At 68.5% G+C, this 20,132-nt stretch carries 17 protein-coding genes; 1 reads left to right on the top strand and 16 read right to left on the bottom strand.

What is annotated here, in order from left to right; translation table 11 throughout:
* Positions 1 to 15 precede the first annotated feature (15 nt).
* The 16 genes from lpxA to sidA all read right to left on the bottom strand — a co-directional run bounded on the left by lpxA (position 16) and on the right by sidA (position 17,067).
* Positions 16 to 810 (bottom strand): acyl-ACP--UDP-N-acetylglucosamine O-acyltransferase, encoded by a 795-nt coding sequence (gene lpxA, locus ACO2Q3_RS08195; RefSeq protein ID WP_423306071.1) that lies wholly within the window; start codon positions 808 to 810, stop codon positions 16 to 18.
* Positions 807 to 1,280, bottom strand: a complete 474-nt coding sequence (gene fabZ / locus ACO2Q3_RS08200; RefSeq protein WP_423306072.1) for a 3-hydroxyacyl-ACP dehydratase FabZ — start codon at positions 1,278 to 1,280, stop codon at positions 807 to 809. The genes lpxA and fabZ overlap by 4 nt, the downstream gene beginning before the upstream one ends.
* On the bottom strand, positions 1,277 to 2,308 hold the full coding sequence (lpxD, locus tag ACO2Q3_RS08205; RefSeq protein WP_423306073.1) for a UDP-3-O-(3-hydroxymyristoyl)glucosamine N-acyltransferase: 1,032 nt from the start codon (positions 2,306 to 2,308) through the stop codon (positions 1,277 to 1,279). Before lpxD ends, fabZ begins: the two co-directional genes overlap by 4 nt.
* A 36-nt stretch (positions 2,309 to 2,344) precedes the next feature.
* Positions 2,345 to 2,977 carry an OmpH family outer membrane protein gene (locus ACO2Q3_RS08210; RefSeq protein ID WP_423306074.1) on the bottom strand — a complete coding sequence of 211 codons (633 nt, stop codon included), beginning with the start codon at positions 2,975 to 2,977 and terminating at the stop codon, positions 2,345 to 2,347.
* A gap of 5 nt (positions 2,978 to 2,982) precedes the next feature.
* Positions 2,983 to 5,343, bottom strand: coding sequence for an outer membrane protein assembly factor BamA (bamA, locus tag ACO2Q3_RS08215; protein WP_423306075.1), 2,361 nt, complete (start codon positions 5,341 to 5,343; stop codon positions 2,983 to 2,985).
* 11 nt (positions 5,344 to 5,354) lie between these two features.
* Entirely contained in the window at positions 5,355 to 6,557 is a 1,203-nt protein-coding gene (locus tag ACO2Q3_RS08220; RefSeq protein ID WP_423306076.1) for a M50 family metallopeptidase, read from the bottom strand.
* 25 nt (positions 6,558 to 6,582) lie between these two features.
* Positions 6,583 to 7,785: a 1-deoxy-D-xylulose-5-phosphate reductoisomerase gene (gene dxr / locus ACO2Q3_RS08225; protein WP_423306077.1), complete on the bottom strand. Its 1,203-nt coding sequence runs from the start codon at positions 7,783 to 7,785 to the stop codon at positions 6,583 to 6,585.
* Complete coding sequence (locus tag ACO2Q3_RS08230; protein ID WP_423306078.1) at positions 7,773 to 8,636, bottom strand: phosphatidate cytidylyltransferase; 864 nt, start codon at positions 8,634 to 8,636, stop codon at positions 7,773 to 7,775. The genes dxr and ACO2Q3_RS08230 overlap by 13 nt, the downstream gene beginning before the upstream one ends.
* Positions 8,614 to 9,393 carry a polyprenyl diphosphate synthase gene (gene uppS, locus ACO2Q3_RS08235; RefSeq protein ID WP_423306079.1) on the bottom strand — a complete coding sequence of 260 codons (780 nt, stop codon included), beginning with the start codon at positions 9,391 to 9,393 and terminating at the stop codon, positions 8,614 to 8,616. Before uppS ends, ACO2Q3_RS08230 begins: the two co-directional genes overlap by 23 nt.
* Before the next feature lie 40 nt (positions 9,394 to 9,433).
* The gene (gene frr / locus ACO2Q3_RS08240) at positions 9,434 to 10,000 is read right to left on the bottom strand and encodes a ribosome recycling factor (RefSeq protein ID WP_423306080.1); all 567 of its coding nucleotides are present in this window, start codon (positions 9,998 to 10,000) and stop codon (positions 9,434 to 9,436) included.
* Positions 10,001 to 10,036: 36 nt separating this feature from the next.
* Positions 10,037 to 10,783, bottom strand: a complete 747-nt coding sequence (gene pyrH / locus ACO2Q3_RS08245) for a UMP kinase (RefSeq protein WP_423306081.1) — start codon at positions 10,781 to 10,783, stop codon at positions 10,037 to 10,039.
* 110 nt (positions 10,784 to 10,893) lie between these two features.
* Positions 10,894 to 11,832: a translation elongation factor Ts gene (gene tsf / locus ACO2Q3_RS08250; protein WP_423306082.1), complete on the bottom strand. Its 939-nt coding sequence runs from the start codon at positions 11,830 to 11,832 to the stop codon at positions 10,894 to 10,896.
* Between the two features lie 106 nt (positions 11,833 to 11,938).
* Positions 11,939 to 12,844: a 30S ribosomal protein S2 gene (gene rpsB / locus ACO2Q3_RS08255; RefSeq protein WP_423306083.1), complete on the bottom strand. Its 906-nt coding sequence runs from the start codon at positions 12,842 to 12,844 to the stop codon at positions 11,939 to 11,941.
* A 176-nt stretch (positions 12,845 to 13,020) separates the two neighbouring features.
* Positions 13,021 to 13,416 carry a GFA family protein gene (locus ACO2Q3_RS08260; RefSeq protein ID WP_423306084.1) on the bottom strand — a complete coding sequence of 132 codons (396 nt, stop codon included), beginning with the start codon at positions 13,414 to 13,416 and terminating at the stop codon, positions 13,021 to 13,023.
* 14 nt (positions 13,417 to 13,430) lie between these two features.
* A complete protein-coding gene (gene dnaE, locus ACO2Q3_RS08265) occupies positions 13,431 to 16,931 on the bottom strand; it encodes a DNA polymerase III subunit alpha (protein WP_423306085.1) in 3,501 nt (1,166 codons plus the stop codon).
* Between the two features lie 46 nt (positions 16,932 to 16,977).
* Positions 16,978 to 17,067, bottom strand: a complete 90-nt coding sequence (gene sidA / locus ACO2Q3_RS08270) for a cell division inhibitor SidA (protein WP_423306086.1) — start codon at positions 17,065 to 17,067, stop codon at positions 16,978 to 16,980.
* A 391-nt stretch (positions 17,068 to 17,458) separates the two neighbouring features.
* Between sidA and ACO2Q3_RS08275 the strand changes: the two genes are divergently transcribed.
* Positions 17,459 to 20,128: a TonB-dependent receptor gene (locus ACO2Q3_RS08275; RefSeq protein ID WP_423306087.1), complete on the top strand. Its 2,670-nt coding sequence runs from the start codon at positions 17,459 to 17,461 to the stop codon at positions 20,126 to 20,128.
* The last annotated feature ends 4 nt before the right edge of the window (positions 20,129 to 20,132 follow it).

The following is a 20,132-nucleotide window of genomic DNA, read 5'->3' on the forward strand; positions in this document are numbered from 1 at the left end:
TTCAGACTGGGGGCCTCAAACTTCCCGCTGGGGCATCGTCAGGGGTCGGCTCGCGTCGGCGCGGATGAAGTTGATGATCTCCATCACCTCCGCCGCGCCGGCATAGGCGTTGGCGGTGTCCTCGAGTCGCTCCTGGAAGGTGCCCTCCTCGGCAAACAGCATACGATAGGCGGCCCGCAAGGTGTTGATCTGTTCGCGGCCGAAGCCTCGCCGCTTCAAGCCCACCAGGTTCAACCCTTCCAGGTGGGCATGGTTTCCCCAGACGTTGCCGTAGGGAATCACGTCGTAGGCCACCGCCGCCATGCCGCCGACGAAGGCGTGCCGGCCGATGCGGATGTTCTGGTGCGCCGCGGCCAGGCCGCCGACGATCACATAGTCCTCCACCCGCACATGCCCGCCGAGCGTCGCCGAGTTGATCAGGATGACGTGGTCGCCCACCTCGCAGTCGTGCGCCACGTGGGCGCCGACATAGAACAGGCAGTCCGAGCCGACCGTGGTCACCCCGCGGCCGATGGCCGTGCCGGTGTGCATGGTGACGTGCTCGCGGATCAGGTTGCGCGCGCCGATCACCAGCCGGGTGGGCTCGCCGCGGTGAGCCGTGTGCTGCGGCGGCAGGCCCAGGGTGGCGAAGGGATAGACGTCGCAGTCCTCGCCGATCTCGGTGAGGCCGTCGATCACCGCGTGCGAGCGCAGCCGGACGCGGTCGCCCAGCACCACGTCAGGCCCGACGATGCAGTAGGGTCCGATCTCGACCCCCTCGCCGAGCCGCGCCTTGGGGTCGACGATGGCGGTCGGGTGGACTGCCGTCATTGCGGCGTTTCGACCATCATCGCCGCGAATTCGCATTCCGCCGCCAGCTTGCCGCGCACCATGCCGCGGCCCTTGAACTTGACGATGTCGCCGCGCGCCTTGACCACCTCGACCTCGAGCCGCAGTTCGTCGCCCGGCCGCACCGGCGAACGGAAGCGGCAGTTGTCCACCGACATGAACAGGATGATCTTGCCGGAAGTGTCGACATCCCACGTCTTGGACATCAGCAGGCCCCCGGTCTGGGCCATGGCCTCGACGATCAGCACGCCCGGCATCACCGGGGCGCCGGGGAAGTGGCCGGCGAAGAAGGGCTCGTTGACCGTCACCTGCTTGATGCCGGTGATCGAGACATTGGGCGTGAAGTTCTCCGCCCGGTCGATCAGCAGGAACGGCGGGCGATGCGGCAGGCGCCGCATGATCTCCATGATGTCGATGACGCCTTCTTCAACGGCCGGACCGACGATCTTCATGCTTCCTCTCCCCCTCGCCGCCCCGCCATGCGGGACAGCCAAGCTGTCTCTCTGAGCCACCGGCGCACCGGCCGGGCGGGTGTGCCGCCCCAGACCGCGCCGGCCGGCACGTTGCTGATCACCCCCGCCGCCGCCGCCAGACGCACGCCCGGTCCCACCGTCAGGTGATCGGCCACGCCGACCCGCCCCCCCAACTGGCAGCCGTCGCCGATGACGACGCTGCCGGAGATGCCGGTCTGCGAGGCCAGCACGCAGTTGCGGCCGACGACGACATTGTGACCGATCTGGACCAGGTTATCGATCTTGGTGTTCTCGCCGATCACCGTATCGTCCCAGGCGCCGCGGTCCACCGTGGTTCCCGCGCCCAGGGTCACCCCGTCCTGCAGGATCACACGTCCCAGCTGCGGCACGTCGATGATCCCGCGTGATCCAAGCGTGGCCCCGAAGCCGGCCTCGCCGACCACGGCGCCGGCCAGGATCTTCACCCGGTCGCCGATCAGGGCGAAGCCGATCACCGCATTGGCGCCGATCTGGCAGTCGCGGCCGATCTGCACCCCCGGACCGATCACCACGCCCGGCGCCAGATAGGTCCCCGCCCCGATCGCCGCCCCGGCGCCGACGACGACGCCCTGCGCCAGCACCACCCCGTCCTCCAGGGTGGCCGTGGGATGCACGGCAGGGCCGCCGGTCCAGCGGCGCGGACGGCACAGCCGCTCCGCCGCGATGGCGTAGGCGGCCTGCGGCGCCGGCGTGATCAGCCCCACGCACCCGGCAGGCAGCAGGCCGGCGTCACGTTCGCCGACGAAGCAGGCCCCGGTGTCGGGGCGCACCGCGCCGGCATGGCGGCGGTCGGTGAGAAAGGCGACCGTCTGCGGTCCGGCGCGCGACAGGATCGCCACGCCCAGCACCGCACGGTCCGCCTGGGCCGGATCGGCCAGACGGGCGCCGGTCAGCGCGGCGAGCTCGCCGAGACTGACCGGGCCCAGGTGTTCGTAGAAGCGCGGGTCCGGGAGGTTGGAGTCAGCCATCACTGTCCAGCCGGCCCTCGCCCGGGATCGGGCGCGCTATTGGCCGCCCGGAGCGGCGCCGCCCGCGGGCGGGTTCAGCTTCTCACGGTCGAACTGGAACTGCTGGATGCGCGCGTTCAGCGCCGTCACCGCCGCGCCGGTGATGTCCATCGCCGGGTTGCCGATCACCACCGCATCGCCGTTCAGCAGGATCGAGCAGTGCGAGGTCTGGTAGACGCCGCGCAGGGCCGCCTGCAGCTCCTGGCCGACGCGGCCGTAGGCCTTCTGCTGGGTGGCCTGCAGTTCCTGGGCGCGCTGCTGGCGCAGGCGCTGGAAGTTGGTGGCGCGCAGCTGCAGGTTGGCCTGCCGCTGGTTCAGCACCGCCGGATCCGTGGTGGCCTGGGCCGCGCGCATCGCCTGGTCTTCCTTGGCGATGGCCTGGCCTTCGGGCGTCAGTTCGCCGTTGACCGCCGTTTCCAGCTGGGCGAGCCGCTGATCGACGTACTTGCCGACCACCGAGGTGGCCACGGCTTCTTCCGGCGAGATGATGCAGACGCCGGGGATCGCCGGGCCTTGCGCGATCGGCGGCAGGGCCGGGGCGGCGGGCGCCGCCGCCTGGGCCATGGCGGCCGAGGTCGAGGCGAAGACGGCGAGAGCGCCGACGCCCAGGGCGAGAACCTTTGAGGTCATGAAGTCTAGAACCTTGTTGAAGTTGAGAAACGGAACAATTCCGTCTTGTCGTAGGACGCCCGCGCCAGCACGTGACTGAAGTCGAACCGCAGCGGCCCCATGGGCGACTTCCAGAAGATGGAAACGCCGGTGGACGCGCGGAAGGCGAGATTGTCACGCACCGTGCTGAGCGGAAGATTGGTGGTGGGATCCACCTTGCTGGCGCGGTCGAGCAGCCCCAGGGTGCCGAAGTCGCTGAACAGGGCGGCCTTGATGCCGTACTGCTCGGGCAGCTTCGTCGGGATGGTCAGCTCGACGGTGCCAATGGCGAACAGCTTGCCCCCCAGGCTGTCGCCGTATTGCAGGTCGCGCGGCCCGATGCCGGCGATCTGGAAGCCGCGGAAGGTGTCGCCGCCCTTGTAGAAGCGGTCGGCGATCCGGATGTTGTCTCCGTTCCATCCGTCGACATAGCCACCCTGGCCAACGAAGCTCAGGATGAAGTCCTTGTTGAAGCCGTGGTACCAGCCGATGTCGCCCTGGCTGCGCAGGTAGTGCACGTCGCCGCCCGCGCCGGCGACGTCCTGGCTGAAGTCCAGGTAGTAGCCGCGGGTCGGCAGCACCGGGTCGTTGCGCTTGTCCAGGCGCAGGGAGTAGCCCACCAGCGAGGTCAGGTACGAGCCGCGCTGGTCGCAGAGCACCACCGACACCAGTTCCGCGCCGGGCACGCACAGCGAGGAGGCGACGATCACGTCGTCCACCCGCAGGGTGTAGCGCGTGGTCATGTAGATGCTCTGGGTCAGCGGGAAGCCCAGGCGAACGCCGGCGCCGGTCGACGAGGTGTCGTACGAGGCCTGGTCGGAGAAGTTGTAGCGGTAGGTATAGGCGTCGAAGCCGGCGGCCAGGTGGCGGCCGAGGAACCGCGGCTCGGTGAACGACAGGTTCAGCTGCTGGCGCAGCGAACCCACCGAGATTTCGGCGCTGACGTTCTGGCCGCGGCCGCGGAAGTTGGACTGCTGCACGCCGAGGTCCAGCACCAGCTTGTCCACCGACGAATAGCCGGCGCTGAACGACAGCTGGCCGGTGGGCTGCTCCTCGACCTTGACCCGCAGGTTGGTGCGGTCCGGGGCCGAGCCGGGGACGTTGGTGATGTCCACGTCCTTGAAGAAGCCCAGGGCGCGGATGTTGTTCTTCGAGCGGTCGACCAGCACGCGGTTGTAGGCGTCGCCCTCGGTGACCAGCATCTCGCGGCGGATCACGTAGTCCAGCGTCTGGGTGTTGCCGATGATGTCGATGCGGTCGACGTAGACCCGCGGGCCTTCCTTGACCTCGAACACCACGTCGACGGTGTGCTTCTCGCGGTTCGGCACATAGCGCGGGCGCACGTCGACGAAGGCGAAGCCCGCCGCGCCGGCGGCGAAGGTCAGGGCGTCGGTGGCCTTCTCGATCTTGTCGTCTTCATAGACCTGGCCCTCGCGGATCGGCAGCAGGGCGCGCAGGATGTCGGCGTTCAGCTTCTTCAGGTCGGTCTGGACCGTCAGCTTGCCGAACTTGTACTTGGCGCCCTCGTCGAGGGTGTAGGTCACCGCAAAGCCGTTGCGGTCTTCCGACAGCTCGGCCACCGAGGAGATGATGCGGAAATCGTAGAAGCCGCGGTTGCGGTAGAACTTGCGCAGCTGCTCGCGGTCGTACTCGATCCGGTCCGGGTCGTAGTTGTCGTTCGACTGGAAGAACTTGTACCAGTGGCTTTCCTTGGTCACCACCTGGTCGCGCAGTTCGTTGTCCGAGAACTGCGAGTTGCCGAGGAAGTTGACGCGCAGGATGCCGCTCTTGGGGCCCTCGTTGATCTCGAAGATCAGGTCCACCCGCTTTTGCGGCAGCTGCACGATCTTCGGCGTCACCGTGGCGGAGATGCGCCCGGAGCGGCGATAGAGCTCGATGATGCGCTGGACGTCGGCCTGCACCTTGGCGCGGGTGAAGATGCCCCGCGGGCGCACCTGCACCTCGTCCTTCAGCTTGTCTTCCTTGAGGTTCGAGTTCCCCTCGAACAGCACCTGGTTGATGATCGGGTTCTCGACCACCGAGACCACCAGGTCGGTGCCCTGCAGGTCGATCTTCACGTCCGAGAACAGATCGGTGCGGAAAAGCGTCTTCAGCGCCAGGTCGACCCTGGCAGAATCCACCGTGTCGCCTACCTGAATGGGCAGGTACGAGATGATCGTGTCCTGCTCGATCCGCTCGTTGCCCTGGATGACGATGCGGCCGACCACGCCGCTCTGCTGCGCCCAGGCGACCTGGGGCGCCACAATGGCGGTCGTGCCCATGAGCAGGGCAAGGCCGGTAACAAGCGCAGCGCCACAGGCGCGGGTTTTTTTCATCGGATCAGCCATGACGGGGGCGCTTACGAGATCAAGCCGCCGAGGAAATGGAACACGCGCAGGCCCTGGAGGTCATTCCAGGTTGCGAACAACATCAAACCCAGCAGCAAAGCAAGGCCCACCCGGTAACCGGCAGCCTGGATGTTGGCGCTGAGTGGCCGCCGCGCGACGGATTCATAGGCATAGAACAGCAGGTGGCCGCCATCGAGGACCGGCACGGGCATCAGGTTGAGCAGGCCGACGCTGATCGACAGGAAGGCCGTCAGCTGCATGGCCGTGAAGGCCAGGGACACCGCCACGTTCACATGATCCTCATGCGCCGTGTCGATGGCCCGCCTGGTCATGTCGCCGGTCTGGTGGGCGATGCCGATGAAGCTGCCGATCTGGTTGGACGGCACGTGTCCGGTGACGATGCGCGAGAGGTAGTACAGGGTGGTCGCCGCCACCTCGTAGGTCCGCTTGACGGCCAGGCCGACGGTCTCCACCGGCCCATGCCGCACCAGCCGCGTGCCGTGCGCTTCCAGGCCCAGGCGGCCGATCGGCCGGCCGCCGGTGTCCTGGTCCGAAACCGCCGCCGGCGTCGCCGCCAGGTGCACGGTCTGGGCGCCCCGCTCGACGGTGAAGTCGATCGGCACGTTGGCCCGGTACTGCACGTAGAACTGCAGGTCCTCGAAGCTGGTGATGGCGTGGCCATCGGCCGCCCGCACGACGTCGCCCGCCTGGAAGCCGCCCTTCTGCGCCGCGCTGCCCGGGGCCACCGCGCTGACCCGGCTGGTGGTCACCTGTTCGCCGAAGATGGCGAAGAACAGGGCGAACAGCACGATCGCCAGCGCGAAGTTGGCCAACGGGCCGGCCGCCACGATCAGCGCCCGCTGCCACAGCGGCTTGAAGTGCAGGTACTTCTTCTCCGCGCCGACGCCCTCGCGGGCGACGATGTGGGCGCGCATCACTTCCAGGTCGTCGCCGTCCGGGATCGAGGCGGCGTTGTCGTCGCCGGCAAAGCGCACATAGCCGCCCAGCGGCAGGGCGCCCACGCGCCATTCCACGCCGCCGCGGTCGCGCCAGGAGGCGATCGTCGGGCCAAATCCCAGCGAGAAGCGATCCACCGCGACCTTGAACGCCCGGGCCGTCAGGAAGTGGCCCAGTTCGTGGATCGTGATGATCACGGAGATCACGAGCAGGAACGGCACGATGTAAATCGGCGCGTTCTGCAGGATGGAGATCATGCCCGGCGGTCTCCGTTAAAGGCCGTCAGCCAATGCGCTCGAATCGCGACAGCACTTGGGCGGCAACCCGCCGCGAGCTGACATCGATCATCATGGCGCATTCCAAGGCGTCGCCCCCGTTGTAGGCGTCGAGGTCGCCCACGCCGTTGAGGCGGTCGAGAGTCTCCGAAACCGTCGAGGCAATATCCAGAAAGCCGATCCGGCGGTCAAGGAAGGCGGCGACCGCGACCTCGTTGGCGGCGTTCATCGCGGCCGGCGCGCCGGCCCCGACGGTGAGCGCCGAACGGGCGATGCGCAGGGCCGGAAAGCGTTGTTCGTCAGGGGCCGTGAAGGTCAGCTGGCCGATCGCGGCCAGGTCCAGGCGGGGCGCCGGCCAGGTGATCCGGTCCGGCCAGGACCAGGCGCAGGCGATCGGCGAGCGCATGTCCGGCGGGCCCAGCTGGGCCAGGGTCGAGCCGTCGGTGTACTCCACCAGGCTGTGCACCACCGACTGCGGATGCACCAGCACGTCGATCTGGGTCGGCGGCATGTCGAACAGGTACGAGGCCTCGATCATCTCGAGGCCCTTGTTCATCATTGTTGCGGAATCGACAGAGATCTTGGCGCCCATGCTCCAGTTCGGGTGGGCGATGGCCTGTTCCGGCGTCGCGGCGGCCATGGTCTCGATCGAGGCGGTGCGGAACGGGCCGCCGGAGGCCGTGAGAATCAGCCTGGCGATGCGCCCGGGGCTGACCGGCTGCAGCACCTGGAAGATCGCCGAGTGCTCGGAATCGACGGGAATCACCCCGCCGCCCGCGGCCTTGGCCGCCGCCAGCAGCGCCGGCCCGGCGCAGACCAGGCTTTCCTTGTTGGCCAGGGCGATGATCGAGCCCGCCCGCGCCGCCGCCAGGGTGGGCGCCAGGCCCGCGGCGCCGACGATGGCCGACATCACCCAGTCGGCCCCCTCCCCGGCCAGGTCGCGAATCGCCGCGCCGCCGGCCTGGGCGACCACGCCGCAGCCGTTCAGGCGCTCGCGCAGTTCGGGCAGCAGGCTCTCGTCCTCGATGATCGCCACCCGCGGGCGCCATTGCAGCGCCTGCTCGGCCAGGCGGGCGACGTTGCGGCCGGCGGTCAGGCCGACGATCTCGACCTCGTCCTCGACATGGCCCAGCAGATCCAGGGTGGAAACCCCGATCGAGCCGGTGCAGCCGAGCACGGTGACAGTGCGCTTGGTCATCAGTGGGCCCATCCGTAGTGAACCACGAGCCTGGCCGCGGCGAAGGCGATGGTGGCGAACATCAGGCCGTCGACACGGTCCAGCAGCCCGCCGTGGCCGGGGATCAGGTCCCCCGAATCCTTCACTCCAAAGCGGCGCTTCAACATCGACTCCCAAAGATCCCCGGCCATCGTCGCCAGGCCGCCCGCCAGCCCTATGACGGCCGCCCCGGGCGGGGATAGCCGCATCAACGCCGCAGGCGCGAACATCGCGTTCGCCATGGCCACCGCCACGGCAGCCGCCACAGCGCCTGCCAGGCCGCCGAAGAACCCCGACCAGGTCTTGTTCGGCGAATAGCGCGGCCACAGCTTGGGGCCCTTCAGCGCATTGCCGACCAGGAAGGCGAAGATGTCGGCCGCCCAGGTGGTGGCCAGCAGCATCAGGGTCCACCAGTCGCCCTGGACGGTCGAGCGGAGCCACACCAGGGCGAGACAGGTGGGGGCGATGTAGAGCACCCCGTACGCCGCGTCCACCGCCCGTTGACCGCCGCCCCTCGCCACGGCCCCCGCGGCCAGCGCCCCCACCGCCACGCAGGCCCAGGCGGGGTAGTAGCGACCGGCATAGGTCAGGAAGACCACGGTCAGCACCGACACGGTCACCACGGTGGCCACCCGCACCTGCGCCCGCGGCGCGGCCATCACGCCCCATTCGATGGAGATCAGGCTGACGGCGACGGCGACCAGCACCAGGAAGGCGCCCGGGTGCCACCAGACCAGCAGCAGGGCCACAGGCGCCAGCACGGCCGCAGAGGCCGCGCGGATCCCGAGGTTGCTCCAGTCGAAGCCCCTTGTTCGCTTCCCGTCAGCTTGCGGCAAGGACGTCATCGACGGCGACTCCGCCGTATCGGCGCTCGCGGGTGTCGTATTCCGCGATGGCCGCCTTCAGGTGCTCGGGCCCGTAGTCGGGCCAATAGACGTCCTGGAAGATCAGTTCGGCGTAGGCGCATTCCCAGAGAAGGAAGTTCGACAGCCGGCGCTCGTGCCCGGTGCGGATGATCAGGTCCGGCGCCGGGTCGGGGCCGGTGGAGAGATGTTGTTCGAAGACCGCTTCGTTGATGTCGCTGGCGCGCAGCTCGCCGCGCTCCACCGCCTCGGCGATTCGCCGCGCGGCGTCGGCGATGTCGGCCCGGCCGCCGTAGTTGAACGCCACCTGCAGGCGGAAGCGGTCGTTGCGCGCCGTGCGCGCCTCGGCTTCCTCGACGATGTGCAGGATGTCCGGCGATAGGCCGGTGCGCCGGCCGACGATCTTCACATTGACGCCGTTGCGCTCCAGACGGGTCAGGTCGCTGGCGAAATAGGCCTTCATCAGGCCCAGGATCTCGGTGACCTCGGTCTCCGGCCGCCGCCAGTTCTCGGTGGAAAAGCCGAACACCGTCAGGCGCTCCACACCCAGGGCGTCGGCCCCCTCCACCGTGCGGCGCAGCGCCGCCACGCCGGCGCGGTGGCCCAGGGCGCGCGGCAGGCCCCGCTGTTTGGCCCAGCGGCCGTTGCCGTCCATGATGATGGCCACGTGCAGACGCCGGCCCGACCCGCCCGGGTCGGTCGTGGCGATCCCGCCTTGGATGCCGTGTGCCGGCGACATGGCCAGTCCTCTCAGGGCGCCCGCGACGCTCCGCGCCCGCCTAGACCTGCATGATCTCTTGTTCCTTGGTTTTCAAGGCCTCGTCCACCCGCTTCACGGCCTCGTCGGTGAACTTCTGGATCTCGGTCTCCATGCGCTTCTGTTCGTCCTGGTTGATGACCGAGTCCTTCTCGGCCTTCTTCAGATCGTCCATCGCATCGCGGCGCACGTTGCGCACCGCCACCTTCTGCTGCTCCGCATACTTGCCGGCCAGCTTGGCCAGGTCCTTGCGGCGCTCCTCGGTCAGCGGCGGGATCGGGATGCGCAGGTTCTGGCCCTCGACCACGGGATTGAGACCAAGGCCGGCGTTGCGGATCGCCTTCTCGACGCTGACCACCAGGCCGCGGTCCCACACCGAAACGCTCAGCGAGCGCGGCTCGGGGACGGAGACCGAACCGATCTGGTTGATCGGCACGGTCGAGCCGTAGGCGTCCACATGCACCTGGTCGAGCAGGCCCGCGTTGGCGCGGCCGGTGCGCAGGGAGGCGAACTCCTCCTTCAGCGCGGCGACGGCCTTGTCCATGCGGTCGCGGTACCGCGAGAGCACCGGCTTTTCACCACTGGCCATGACGTATCCTTTCTAGGGTCTTCTTCTTCTGGCGGATCAGCCCGCGAGCGCGGCGCGCTTGGGGTTTTCGATGGTGGTGTGGACGCCGTCCCCGGTGAGCACGCTCAGCAGGTTGCCGCGTCCGCGGATGGAGAACACCACGATGGGGATTTCATTGTCGCGCATCAGGGCGATGGCCGAGGCGTCCATGACCCGCAGGTCCTGGGCCAGCACTTCCTGGTAGGTCAGGCAGTCGTAGCGCGTGGCCGTGGCGTCCTTCTTGGGGTCGGCCGTATAGACCCCGTCGACGCTGGTGCCCTTGAACAGGGCGTCGCAGCCCATCTCCGCGGCGCGCAGGGCGGCGGGCGTATCGGTGGTGAAGAAAGGCGCGCCCAGGCCGGCGGCGAAGATCACCACCCTGCCCTTCTCCAGGTGCCGCAGCGCCCGGCGGCGGATGTAGGGTTCGCACACCGCATCCATGGGGATCGCCGACTGCACGCGCGTGTGCACGCCGACCTTCTCCAGGGCGCCCTGCAGGGCCAGTGCGTTCATCACCGTGGCCAGCATGCCCATGTAGTCGGCGCTGGCCCGCTCCATCCCCTTGCCGGCCAGGGAGACGCCGCGGAAGATGTTGCCGCCCCCCACCACCAGGCACAGCTCGAAGCCCTGGCGGACCACCTCGGCGATATCCTCGGCCACCGCCGACAGGGTGTCCTGGTCGATGCCGAACGCGGCGTCCCCCATCAGCACCTCCCCCGAAACCTTCAGCAGGATGCGGCGGTATCGCGGCTGGGGATCGCTCATCGGGCTGGCCACTCTTTCGACTCTTCGGACGCAACATAGACCAAGGGCGCGGCGCGCGTCGAACGCGCCGCGCCCCTGAAACACAGGACGATACGTTTTCCCGAAGGCGCTTAGGCGCCGCCGGTCATGCTGGCGACTTCCGCGGCGAAGTCGCTGGTCTGCTTCTCGACGCCTTCGCCCAGGGCCAGGCGCACGAAGGCGGTGACCTTGGCCGGCGCGCCGGCGGACTTGGCCACCTCGGCGACGTAGTCCTCGACCTTCTGGTCCGGGTTCTTCACGAAGGTCTGCTTGAGCAGCACCACTTCCTCGAAGAACTTGCGGATGCGCCCCTCGATCATCTTCTCGATGACGTTGGCCGGCTTGCCCGAGGCCGCGGCCTGCTCGGAGAAGATGGCGCGTTCGCGGTCCACCGCCGCCGGGTCCAGGTCGTCGGGCGACAGCGACAGCGGCGACATCGCCGCCGCGTGCATGCCGATGTTGCGGCCCATTTCCTTCAGCTGCGCCTGGTCGCCCGTGCTCTCGACGGCCACCAGCACGCCGATGCGGCCGAGGTCCGTGGCGCCGGCGACAGCGCCGTGCACGTAGGCGCCGATGGCGCCGTCGCTGACGGTCAGCCGGGTGGCGCGGCGCAGCAGCATGTTCTCGCCGATGGTGGCGATGAGGCTGGTGATCATGTCGTCCACCACCTCGCCGTCGGCCGTCTTGGCCTTGCGCAGCGCCTCGACGTCGCCGTCCACCGTCAGGGCGGTCTGGGCGATCTTGCGCGCGGCGGCCTGGAACTGGTCGTTGCGGGCCACAAAGTCGGTCTCGGCGTTCAGCTCGATCACCGCGCCGGTCTTGCCGTCGGCCGAGACGGCCACGGCCACGACGCCTTCGGCGGCGACCCGGTCGGCCTTCTTGGCGGCCTTGCTCAGGCCCTTGGTCTTCAGCCAGTCGATGGCCGCTTCGATGTTGCCCTCGGTTTCCTGAAGGGCCTTCTTGCAGTCCATCATGCCGGCGCTGGAAATGTCGCGCAGCTCTTTCACGAGCGCAGCCGTGATCTCGGCCATGGAAATACCTCCGCTTACGTCGATGCCGCCGGACTCCTCCTAGGAGCCCGGCGTATCAAGTTTGAGACAGGGGCCGGCGGTAAGGCCGCCGGCCGCACTAAAGCCATCAGCCCTCGGCGCTGTCGGCCGCGGGCGCGGCTTCGGCGGCCGGCGCCGCTTCGACCGCGGGAGCGGCTTCGGCTTCGGCCTGGGCCGCCAGGGCCTCGTCCGCAGGCGCCAGCGGCGCCGGCTCGGCGTCCGCAGCCGGCTCGGCCGCGGCCACCGTGCGCAGGGCCGGTTCCACCGGAGCGACGGAGGCGCCGATGTCGACGCCCATCGACACCTGGCCTTCGGTCAGGCCGTCGAGCACGGAGTCGGCGACCAGGTCGCAGTACAGCTGCAGCGCGCGGGCGGCGTCATCGTTGCCGGGGATCGGATAGGTGATGCCCTGCGGGTCGCAGTTGGTGTCGAGGATGGCGACCACCGGGATGTTCAGCTTGCGCGCTTCCTGGATGGCGATCGCTTCCTTGTTGGTGTCGATCACGAACATCAGGTCGGGGATGCCGCCCATGTCCTTGATGCCGCCCAGCGACAGCTCCAGCTTGTCGCGCTCGCGGGTCAGCTGCAGCAGCTCCTTCTTGGAGCGGCCGCTCTCGCCGCCCTCCAGCACGCCTTCCAGTTCGCGCAGGCGCGCGATCGACTGGCTGATGGTGCGCCAGTTGGTGAGCGTGCCGCCCAGCCAGCGGTGGTTCACATAGTACTGGGCGCAGCGCTTGGCGGCGGTGGCCACCGGCTCGGACGCCTGGCGCTTGGTGCCGACGAACAGCACCCGGCCGCCGGACGCGGCCACTTCGCGCACCTTCACCAGAGCCTGGTGCAGCAGCGGCATCGTCTGCGACAGGTCGATGATGTGGATATTGGCCCGCGAGCCGAAGATGTAGCGTTCCATCTTCGGGTTCCAGCGGTGGGTCTGGTGGCCGAAGTGGGCGCCAGCTTCCAGCAGCTGACGCATGGAGAATTCGGGTAGCGCCATGAACCTTTTTCCTTCTTCCGGTTCGTGCCTCCGCAGAGCTCACCCCCCTTGCGGGAGGACCGGAACGGAAACGCGCGGGGATTTACCCGCGTGATGCCGAACGCCCTGCGTGCGTGATGGCGGGCCAGATAGGCCGGAACGCGTGGAATTGCAAGGCGGTAGGTTCCGCCGTCTGTTCAGCCGGCTGTCGGACCCGGGAAGCGCCGGGCGGCCTCGCCCGTCACCGTCATGTCCTGGCCGCTGGCCCGCCGCCGCGGGAAGGCGCCCACGTCGAAGCCCTCCAGGCAGAACACGTTGACCCCGTAGTGGTCGGGGGCCGAGCGCTTGCGGTGGAAGGTGTAGATGCCGCAGCGCGCGCAGAAGTGGTGACGCGCCACGCCGGTGTTCCACTGGTACAGCGACAGGTGTTCCTCGCCCGCCAGCAGGCGGAAGTGGTCCTCGTGCACGGCCGCCATCACCGCATTCTTCTTGGCGCACAGCGAGCAGTCGCAGCTGGTCAGCTCCGCCGGCTCGACGTCGATGCGAAAGCGCACCGCCCCGCAGTGACACGAGCCTTCATATGGCGCGCCCATCCCGGCCCTCCCGCTCACAGCTCTTCGACGAACACCACGCCGGGCGCCGTCTTCAGCGCCCCGCGCACGGCCGGGTCCAGCTGGTAGCGGCCCGGCAGCTTCAGCTCCATCTCGCGGCCGGCGCCGAAAGCGGCCACGAAGATCACCTCCCCGCCCCCGCCGCCGCCCGGCGTCGGCTTCAGCCGCTTCTGCAGCACGTCGAGCTCGGTGACCGCCGGCGACAGGTGGATGCGCAGGCCCGAGGCTGCGGCCTCGATGGTCTTGTCCAGCGGATGGGCGTCGTCGCCGAAGAAACGCACCTCGCCGTCGGACGCCTTGGCCCGCACCTTCAGCACGATGGCCTTGCCCGGCTCCAGCACCTCGCGGCAGCGGCGCAGCACGTCGCCGGGGAACAGCACCTCGTACTCGCCCGTGGGGTCCGACAGCGAGACGAAGGCGAACTTGTCGCCGCTGCCGGCGGAGGTGCGCTCCTGGCGGCGGCGCACCATGCCCACCATGCGGAACGCCTCCGCCCCCGCCGTCGCGGCGGCCATGGCGTCGGCATAGAGGGTCGTGCGCTGGCGCCGCAGGATCGACACCAGGTCGTCCAGCGGGTGGCCGGACAGGTAGAAGCCCACCGAGGCGAGCTCCTCGTCCAGCTGCTCGACCGGGTTCCACATCTCCACCTTCGGCAGGCGCGGGCGGCCCACCTCCGACTGCTCGCCGAACAGCGCCCCCTGGTTGCCCAGCCGGTCGGCGGCCACGCTCTGGGCGTGGGCCATCAGCACGTCCGCGGCCTGGACGATCTGGGCGCGGTTGGGGTGGATGGAATCGAAGGCCCCGGCGCGCGCCAGGTTCTCCAGCGCCCGCTTGTTCACCTGCCGCGGGTCGATGCGTTCCAGGAAGTCGAACAGGTCGCGGAAACGCCCGCCCTTCTCGCGCATCTCGACCACGTGCTGCATGGCGGTCATGCCGACGTTGCGCACCGCGCCCAGAGCGTACAGCACCTGGCCGTCCTCGACGTCGTAGTCGGCGTTGCAGCGGTTGATGTCCGGCTTGACGATCGGCACGCCGAACCGCTTGGCGTCCTGGAAGAACACCGCCAGCTTGTCGGTATTGGCGATGTCGAGGCTCATCGAGGCGGCGAAGAACTCCACCGGCGCATTCGCCTTCAGCCAGGCCGTCTGGTAGGCGATCAGGGCGTAGGGCATGGCGTGGCTCTTGTTGAAGCCATAGCCCGCGAACTTCTCCATCCGGTCGAACAGCATGGTGGCCATGGCCGGGGTGATGTTCCGCTCGGCCGCGCCGGAGAGGAACCGCGCCCGCTGCTGGTCCATCTCGGCCTTCTTCTTCTTGCCCATGGCGCGGCGCAGCAGGTCCGCCTCGCCCAGGCTGTAGCCGGCCAGGATCTGGGCGATCTGCATCACCTGCTCCTGGTACACGATCACCCCGAAGGTGCGGCCGAGCACCTTTTCCAGCAGGGGATGGACGGTATCCACCGGCTTGCGGCCGGCCTTGGCGTCCACATAGTCGGGGATCGAATCCATCGGCCCCGGCCGGTAGAGCGAGATAAGGTCGGACACCTCTTCCAGGTTGGTCGGCCGCAGCTGCCGCAGGATGTCGCGCATGCCCTGGCTTTCCAGCTGGAACACCCCCAGCGTCTGGCCCGAGGTCATCAGGTCGTAGGCCGGCTTGTCGTCCAGCGGCATGGTCCCCAGCGGGAAGTCCGCGCCGCGGCGCTTGAGATAGCGCAGCGCCCGATCGATCACCGTCAGGGTCTTCAGGCCCAGGAAGTCGAACTTCACCAGGCCGGCGCTTTCCACCCACTTCATGTTGAACTGGGTGGCCGGCATCTCCGAGCGCGGGTCGCGGTACAGCGGCGACAGCTGGGTCAGCGGCCGGTCGCCGATCACCACCCCGGCGGCGTGGGTCGAGGCGTTGCGGTACAGGCCCTCGAGCTGCAGGGCGGTGTCCAGCAGCTCGCGGACGGAGTCCTCTTCCTCGCGGGCCTGCTGCAGGCGCGGCTCGATCTCGATGGCCTTGGCCAGGGTCACCGGGTTGGCCGGGTTGTTGGGCACCATCTTGGCCAGGCGGTCGACCATGCCCAGCGGCAGTTGCATCACCCGGCCGACGTCGCGCAGCACGGCCCTGGCCTGCAGGGTGCCGAAGGTGATGATCTGGGCCACCCGGTCGCGGCCGTACTTCTCCTGCACGTAGGCGATCGTCTCTTCGCGTCGCTCCTGGCAGAAGTCGATGTCGAAGTCGGGCATCGACACCCGCTCCGGGTTCAGGAAGCGCTCGAAGATCAGGTTGTAGCGCATCGGGTCGACGCCGGTGATCAACAGCGTCCAGGCCACCAGCGAGCCGGCCCCCGACCCCCGCCCGGGCCCCACCGGGATGCCGTGCGACACCGACCACTTCATGAAGTCCGAGACGATCAGGAAGTAGCCGGAGAAGCCCATGTGCTGGATGACGCCGATCTCGCGCTCCAGCCGCTCCCAGTAGGCGGGCTCGGCCTCGGCGGAGACGCCGGTGGCCTTCAGCCGCACGCGCAGACCCTCGCGCGCCTGCTCGGCCAGCTCCTCGTCCTCCGAGCGGCCGCCGACCGTGGGAAAGCGCGGCAGGATCGGGTTGCGCTTCTTGACCATGAAGGCGCAGCGCCGGGCGATCTCCACCGTGTTGTCGCAGGCTTCCGGCAGGTCGGCGAACAGCCGCCGCATGTCCACGGCGGGCTTGAACCAGTGTTCCGGGGTCACCCGGCGGCGCTCATCCTGACCGACGAAGGCGCCGTCGGCGATGCACAGCAGGGCGTCGTGCGCGGCGTAGGTGGCGCGCTTGGCGAAATAGACGTCGTTGGTGGCCACCAGCGGCACGTCCCGCTCGTAGGCCCACGCGACCAGGCCGGGCTCGGCATGCGCCTCCTCCGGCGCGCCGTGGCGCTGCAGCTCGACGTACAGCCGCTCGCCGAACACTTGCAGCATGGTCTCCAGGGCCGCGCGGCCCTCCGCCGGCCGGCCAGCGGCGAACAGCGGGTCGACGGGCCCGTCCGGACCGCCGCTGAGCAGGATCAGGCCCTCGGCGTGCGCCACCACCTTGTCCCAGGCGACGCACGGCTCCTCGTTCGGCTCGATGTCCATGTAAGCGGCCGACGACAGCTCGCTGAGGTTCAGATAGCCGGTCTCGCTCTGGGCCAGCAGCACCACGGTGGGCTGGCGCGCCCAGCGCTCGGGCCGCCGTTCGCCGATGCCCTTGACCGGCAGGGCGCAGCCGATGATCGGCTGGACCCCGGCGTCCTTGCAGCTGACCGAGAACTCCAGCGCCGCGCAGAGATTGGTGCGGTCGGCAATGGCCACCGCGGGCATCCCCGCCCCCGAGGCTAGGCCCGCCACATAGTCAGCCTTGATCGCCCCTTCGAGCAGGGAATAGGCCGAGCGGACCCGCAGATGCACGAAGGCGTCCGAGAGGCTGGCCGCAGGCAGCGCATCGCCCTCCGGCGAGGCCGCCCCATCCTTCTTGAACGCGCTTAAATCAACCATCGCCACGCCGCCACGCCGGCGCGCCCGATCCTCGCGGGAGGACGACTCATCCCGCCAGCTGGGCCACCTGGCAGATCATCCAAACGAAGCTCGCCACCGACGCAAGCGCCAGACCGTCGCGCATCAACTGAATCATGGGGAGAACCCTTCCTATGGCCGCTTGTACCGCCTTTGTTCTTGTTGCCATTTTGTTCTCACGTCGCCAAGCGCCGCGGTTTTGAAGGTTGATTCGCGGCGCTGACGCCCAGCCGCCCGCCTGCACAATATTGCCACGCTTGTTCCAGGTTCCCGCATCGTCACACAGGTTTCATTCGTGAAACGAAGCCACTACACTTCGGACATGATTGCACACAGTTCGCCGACGGCGCCGGGACTGCTTGACCACTGAGCACACAAGGGCTCAGACTTCTTCCCGACGCGACGCAGGCGACAGACCCGGCGGCGTCTACACTGGGAGGATTTTCTAGATGAGGCGCACTTTATTGTGCGGCGCGTCCACGATGGCGGCCGCCTTTTTTCTGAATTCCATGGCATCGACGGCGCAGGCGGCGGACGCCGGGGCGCAGGACACCACGCAGCAGGCCACCGTTTCGGTCGGCGAGGTCGTGGTGGTCGCCGAGAAGCGCGAACAGAAGCTGGAGAGCGTGGCGGTCGCGGTGTCGGCCTATTCCGCCAAGCAACGCGACCTGCTGGGCATCTCCTCGGTGCAGGACCTGACCAACTTCACCCCGGGCCTGTCGTACACCACCATCAACAACCGGCCGTACATGCGCGGCGTCGGCCGCCAGACCGACAACCTGGCCACGGAATCCGGCGTCGCGGTCTATGTGGACGGGGTCTACGGCGGGGCCAACGCCTCGACCATCCTGCAGAACGACTCCCTGTTCGTCGACCAGGTCGAGGTCCTGCGCGGCCCGCAGAGCACCCTCTATGGCCGCAACGCCGACGGCGGGGCGATCAACTACATCTCCAAGCGACCGACGCATGACTTCCAGGCCGAGGTGCGCGGCGGGGTGGCCAACTACGGCAAGTACTTCGTCGAAGGCGCGGTGTCCGGGCCGCTGAACGACCACGTGCGGTTCCGCCTGGGCGGCAACTACAGCTGGCAGAACGGCGGCTACTACCACAACCTCAACGGCCCGTCGGAAGGCGGCTCGATCGCCCAGGGCGGCAACGGCCACAGCTATCACATCGAGGGCCAGCTCTCGGGCGACTTCGGCGACAAGTGGGACTGGTGGGCCAAGCTGGCGACCAGCGACTACAAGGTCACCTATCACACCCAGACCCAGATCGGGCCGCTGGACACCCGCGAGTTCTACAACAGCCTGTTCCCCAACCAGAACTTCGGCCTGTGCGGCGTGACGGGCGGATCCGGCGGCCTGGGCTGCGCCAGCGCGCCCGACACCATCGTGCCGGGCAGCGTGGTGACCCTGGCCAACACCATCGCCACCAACCCCTCGGGCCTGAACATCCGCACCTTCGACGCCGACCAGAAGTCCAGCGCCGACCAGCGCAGCAACCTGCAGGCCGCCGGCTCGCTGACCTACCACGGCTCAGGATTCGACGTTAAGTACCTGTTCGGATACCAGAAGTTCTACTACGACCTGGAAGCGCCCTGGCTCAATTCAGACGGCCTCTCCAGCGCCGTGCAGTCCTATCGGTTGGCCGGACCGACCACGGCCAACGCCGCCTGCCTGGCCCTGTTCGCCAGCAACACCGCCGGCTGCACCCAGAACCTGACGGTCAATCCGGCGCACACCAAGTTCAGCTTCATCGAGGACGAGCAGTTCTTCAGCCACGAGTTCGACGTCTCGTCGACCGGCGACGGACCCCTGCAGTGGATCGGCGGCCTCTACTGGTACCACGAGAACTACGATCAGCCGGTGACCATCAGCGACCCCAGCCAGGCGCAGGTGTCCTCGCCGGTCGAACTCGCCGGGCTGCTGCCGCTGCTCGGGGTCCCGGGCACGCCGTCGATCATCGCCGCCGCGCCCAATCCGGGCGGCGTCTCCTACTATACCGACACCCGCCTGAAGGAGGACTCCTACGCCGCCTTCGGCCAGGCCGACTGGCAGGTGAACAAGCAGCTGAAGTTCACCTTCGGCCTGCGCTACAACGACGACCACAAGGTCGGCGTGGAGAGCTACCGCGTCGTGCTGTTCAACGCCGAGGGCCTGGGGATGGGGGTGAACACCTTCGGCGCCAACACCCCGGCCATCGACGCCACCTCCTGCCCGGCGCAGCCCACGGGCGGCTATCCGGGGGCCGGCGCCTGTTCGTTCGATCCGGCGACGGGCCGAATCTCGCGGCCGCTGGACGCCACCTGGCACGCCCTGACCGGCACCGCCGGGGTCTCGTGGACGCCGCAGGACGGCACCCTCGCCTATTTCAAGTACAGCCGCGGCTACAAGACCGGCGGGTTCAACTCCGGCACCATCGCCGCCTTCCCCGAGACCCTGCCCGAGACGGTCGACGCCTATGAGCTCGGCCTGAAGCAGGTGTTCGGCCGCAAGCTGCAGGTCAACGCCGCGCTGTTCTACTACAACTACTACAACGACCAGCAGCCGCTGGGCAGCTTCGACGCGAACTCCGGCAACATCATCACCACGGTGTTCAACATCCCGCTGGTGCACAACTACGGCTTCGAGCTGGAGGGCGTGTGGCAGCCGATCGATCCGCTGACCATCAGCCTGAACTACGCCTATCTGTCGACCAAGATCGCCAGCACAGGCGGCAACTGCTTCCAGGACACCAACGACCCGAACGCCCTGGAGCCGGGCGTGAACACCAGCGGCTGCACGGTCGCCGGCACCCAGAACCTCACCGGGGCGACCCTGCCGGAGGCGCCGCGCAACAAGCTGTCGCTGAACGCGATCTACACGATCCGCACCGAGGCCGGGAACCTGGCGCTCAGCGGCACCTACACCTGGCGGGATTCGGAGTACGACTCGGTGTTCAACCGCTCGTACAACCGGGCCCCGGCCTATTCCCTGCTGAACCTGCGAGCCGTCTGGAGCGACAAGGACAACCGCTACAGCGTGATCGGCTTCATCAACAACGTGACCAACAAGGTGGCCTTCGACCAGGCCCACGGCCTGCTGGTCACCGACCCCGGCGCGGCCCAGGTGGTCGACACCGAGGCCAGCCTGATCGAGCCGCGCACCTACGGGCTGGAGTTCCAGTACCGCTTCCGCTGACCGC

It is taken from the genome of Caulobacter sp. KR2-114 (assembly GCF_049446115.1).
GTDB lineage: Bacteria > Pseudomonadota > Alphaproteobacteria > Caulobacterales > Caulobacteraceae > Acaudatibacter.

Bases quoted from the DNA above. Each gene is read 5' to 3' on its own strand.
- lpxA (WP_423306071.1), bottom strand. From the start codon at position 810: ATGACGGCAGTCCACCCGACCGCCATCGTCGACCCCAAGGCGCGGCTC.
- fabZ (WP_423306072.1), bottom strand. From the start codon at position 1,280: ATGAAGATCGTCGGTCCGGCCGTTGAAGAAGGCGTCATCGACATCATG.
- lpxD (WP_423306073.1), bottom strand. From the start codon at position 2,308: ATGGCTGACTCCAACCTCCCGGACCCGCGCTTCTACGAACACCTGGGC.
- ACO2Q3_RS08210 (WP_423306074.1), bottom strand. From the start codon at position 2,977: ATGACCTCAAAGGTTCTCGCCCTGGGCGTCGGCGCTCTCGCCGTCTTC.
- bamA (WP_423306075.1), bottom strand. From the start codon at position 5,343: ATGGCTGATCCGATGAAAAAAACCCGCGCCTGTGGCGCTGCGCTTGTT.
- ACO2Q3_RS08220 (WP_423306076.1), bottom strand. From the start codon at position 6,557: ATGATCTCCATCCTGCAGAACGCGCCGATTTACATCGTGCCGTTCCTG.
- dxr (WP_423306077.1), bottom strand. From the start codon at position 7,785: ATGGGCCCACTGATGACCAAGCGCACTGTCACCGTGCTCGGCTGCACC.
- ACO2Q3_RS08230 (WP_423306078.1), bottom strand. From the start codon at position 8,636: ATGACGTCCTTGCCGCAAGCTGACGGGAAGCGAACAAGGGGCTTCGAC.
- uppS (WP_423306079.1), bottom strand. From the start codon at position 9,393: ATGTCGCCGGCACACGGCATCCAAGGCGGGATCGCCACGACCGACCCG.
- frr (WP_423306080.1), bottom strand. From the start codon at position 10,000: ATGGCCAGTGGTGAAAAGCCGGTGCTCTCGCGGTACCGCGACCGCATG.
- pyrH (WP_423306081.1), bottom strand. From the start codon at position 10,783: ATGAGCGATCCCCAGCCGCGATACCGCCGCATCCTGCTGAAGGTTTCG.
- tsf (WP_423306082.1), bottom strand. From the start codon at position 11,832: ATGGCCGAGATCACGGCTGCGCTCGTGAAAGAGCTGCGCGACATTTCC.
- rpsB (WP_423306083.1), bottom strand. From the start codon at position 12,844: ATGGCGCTACCCGAATTCTCCATGCGTCAGCTGCTGGAAGCTGGCGCC.
- ACO2Q3_RS08260 (WP_423306084.1), bottom strand. From the start codon at position 13,416: ATGGGCGCGCCATATGAAGGCTCGTGTCACTGCGGGGCGGTGCGCTTT.
- dnaE (WP_423306085.1), bottom strand. From the start codon at position 16,931: ATGGTTGATTTAAGCGCGTTCAAGAAGGATGGGGCGGCCTCGCCGGAG.
- sidA (WP_423306086.1), bottom strand. From the start codon at position 17,067: ATGATTCAGTTGATGCGCGACGGTCTGGCGCTTGCGTCGGTGGCGAGC.
- ACO2Q3_RS08275 (WP_423306087.1), top strand. From the start codon at position 17,459: ATGGCATCGACGGCGCAGGCGGCGGACGCCGGGGCGCAGGACACCACG.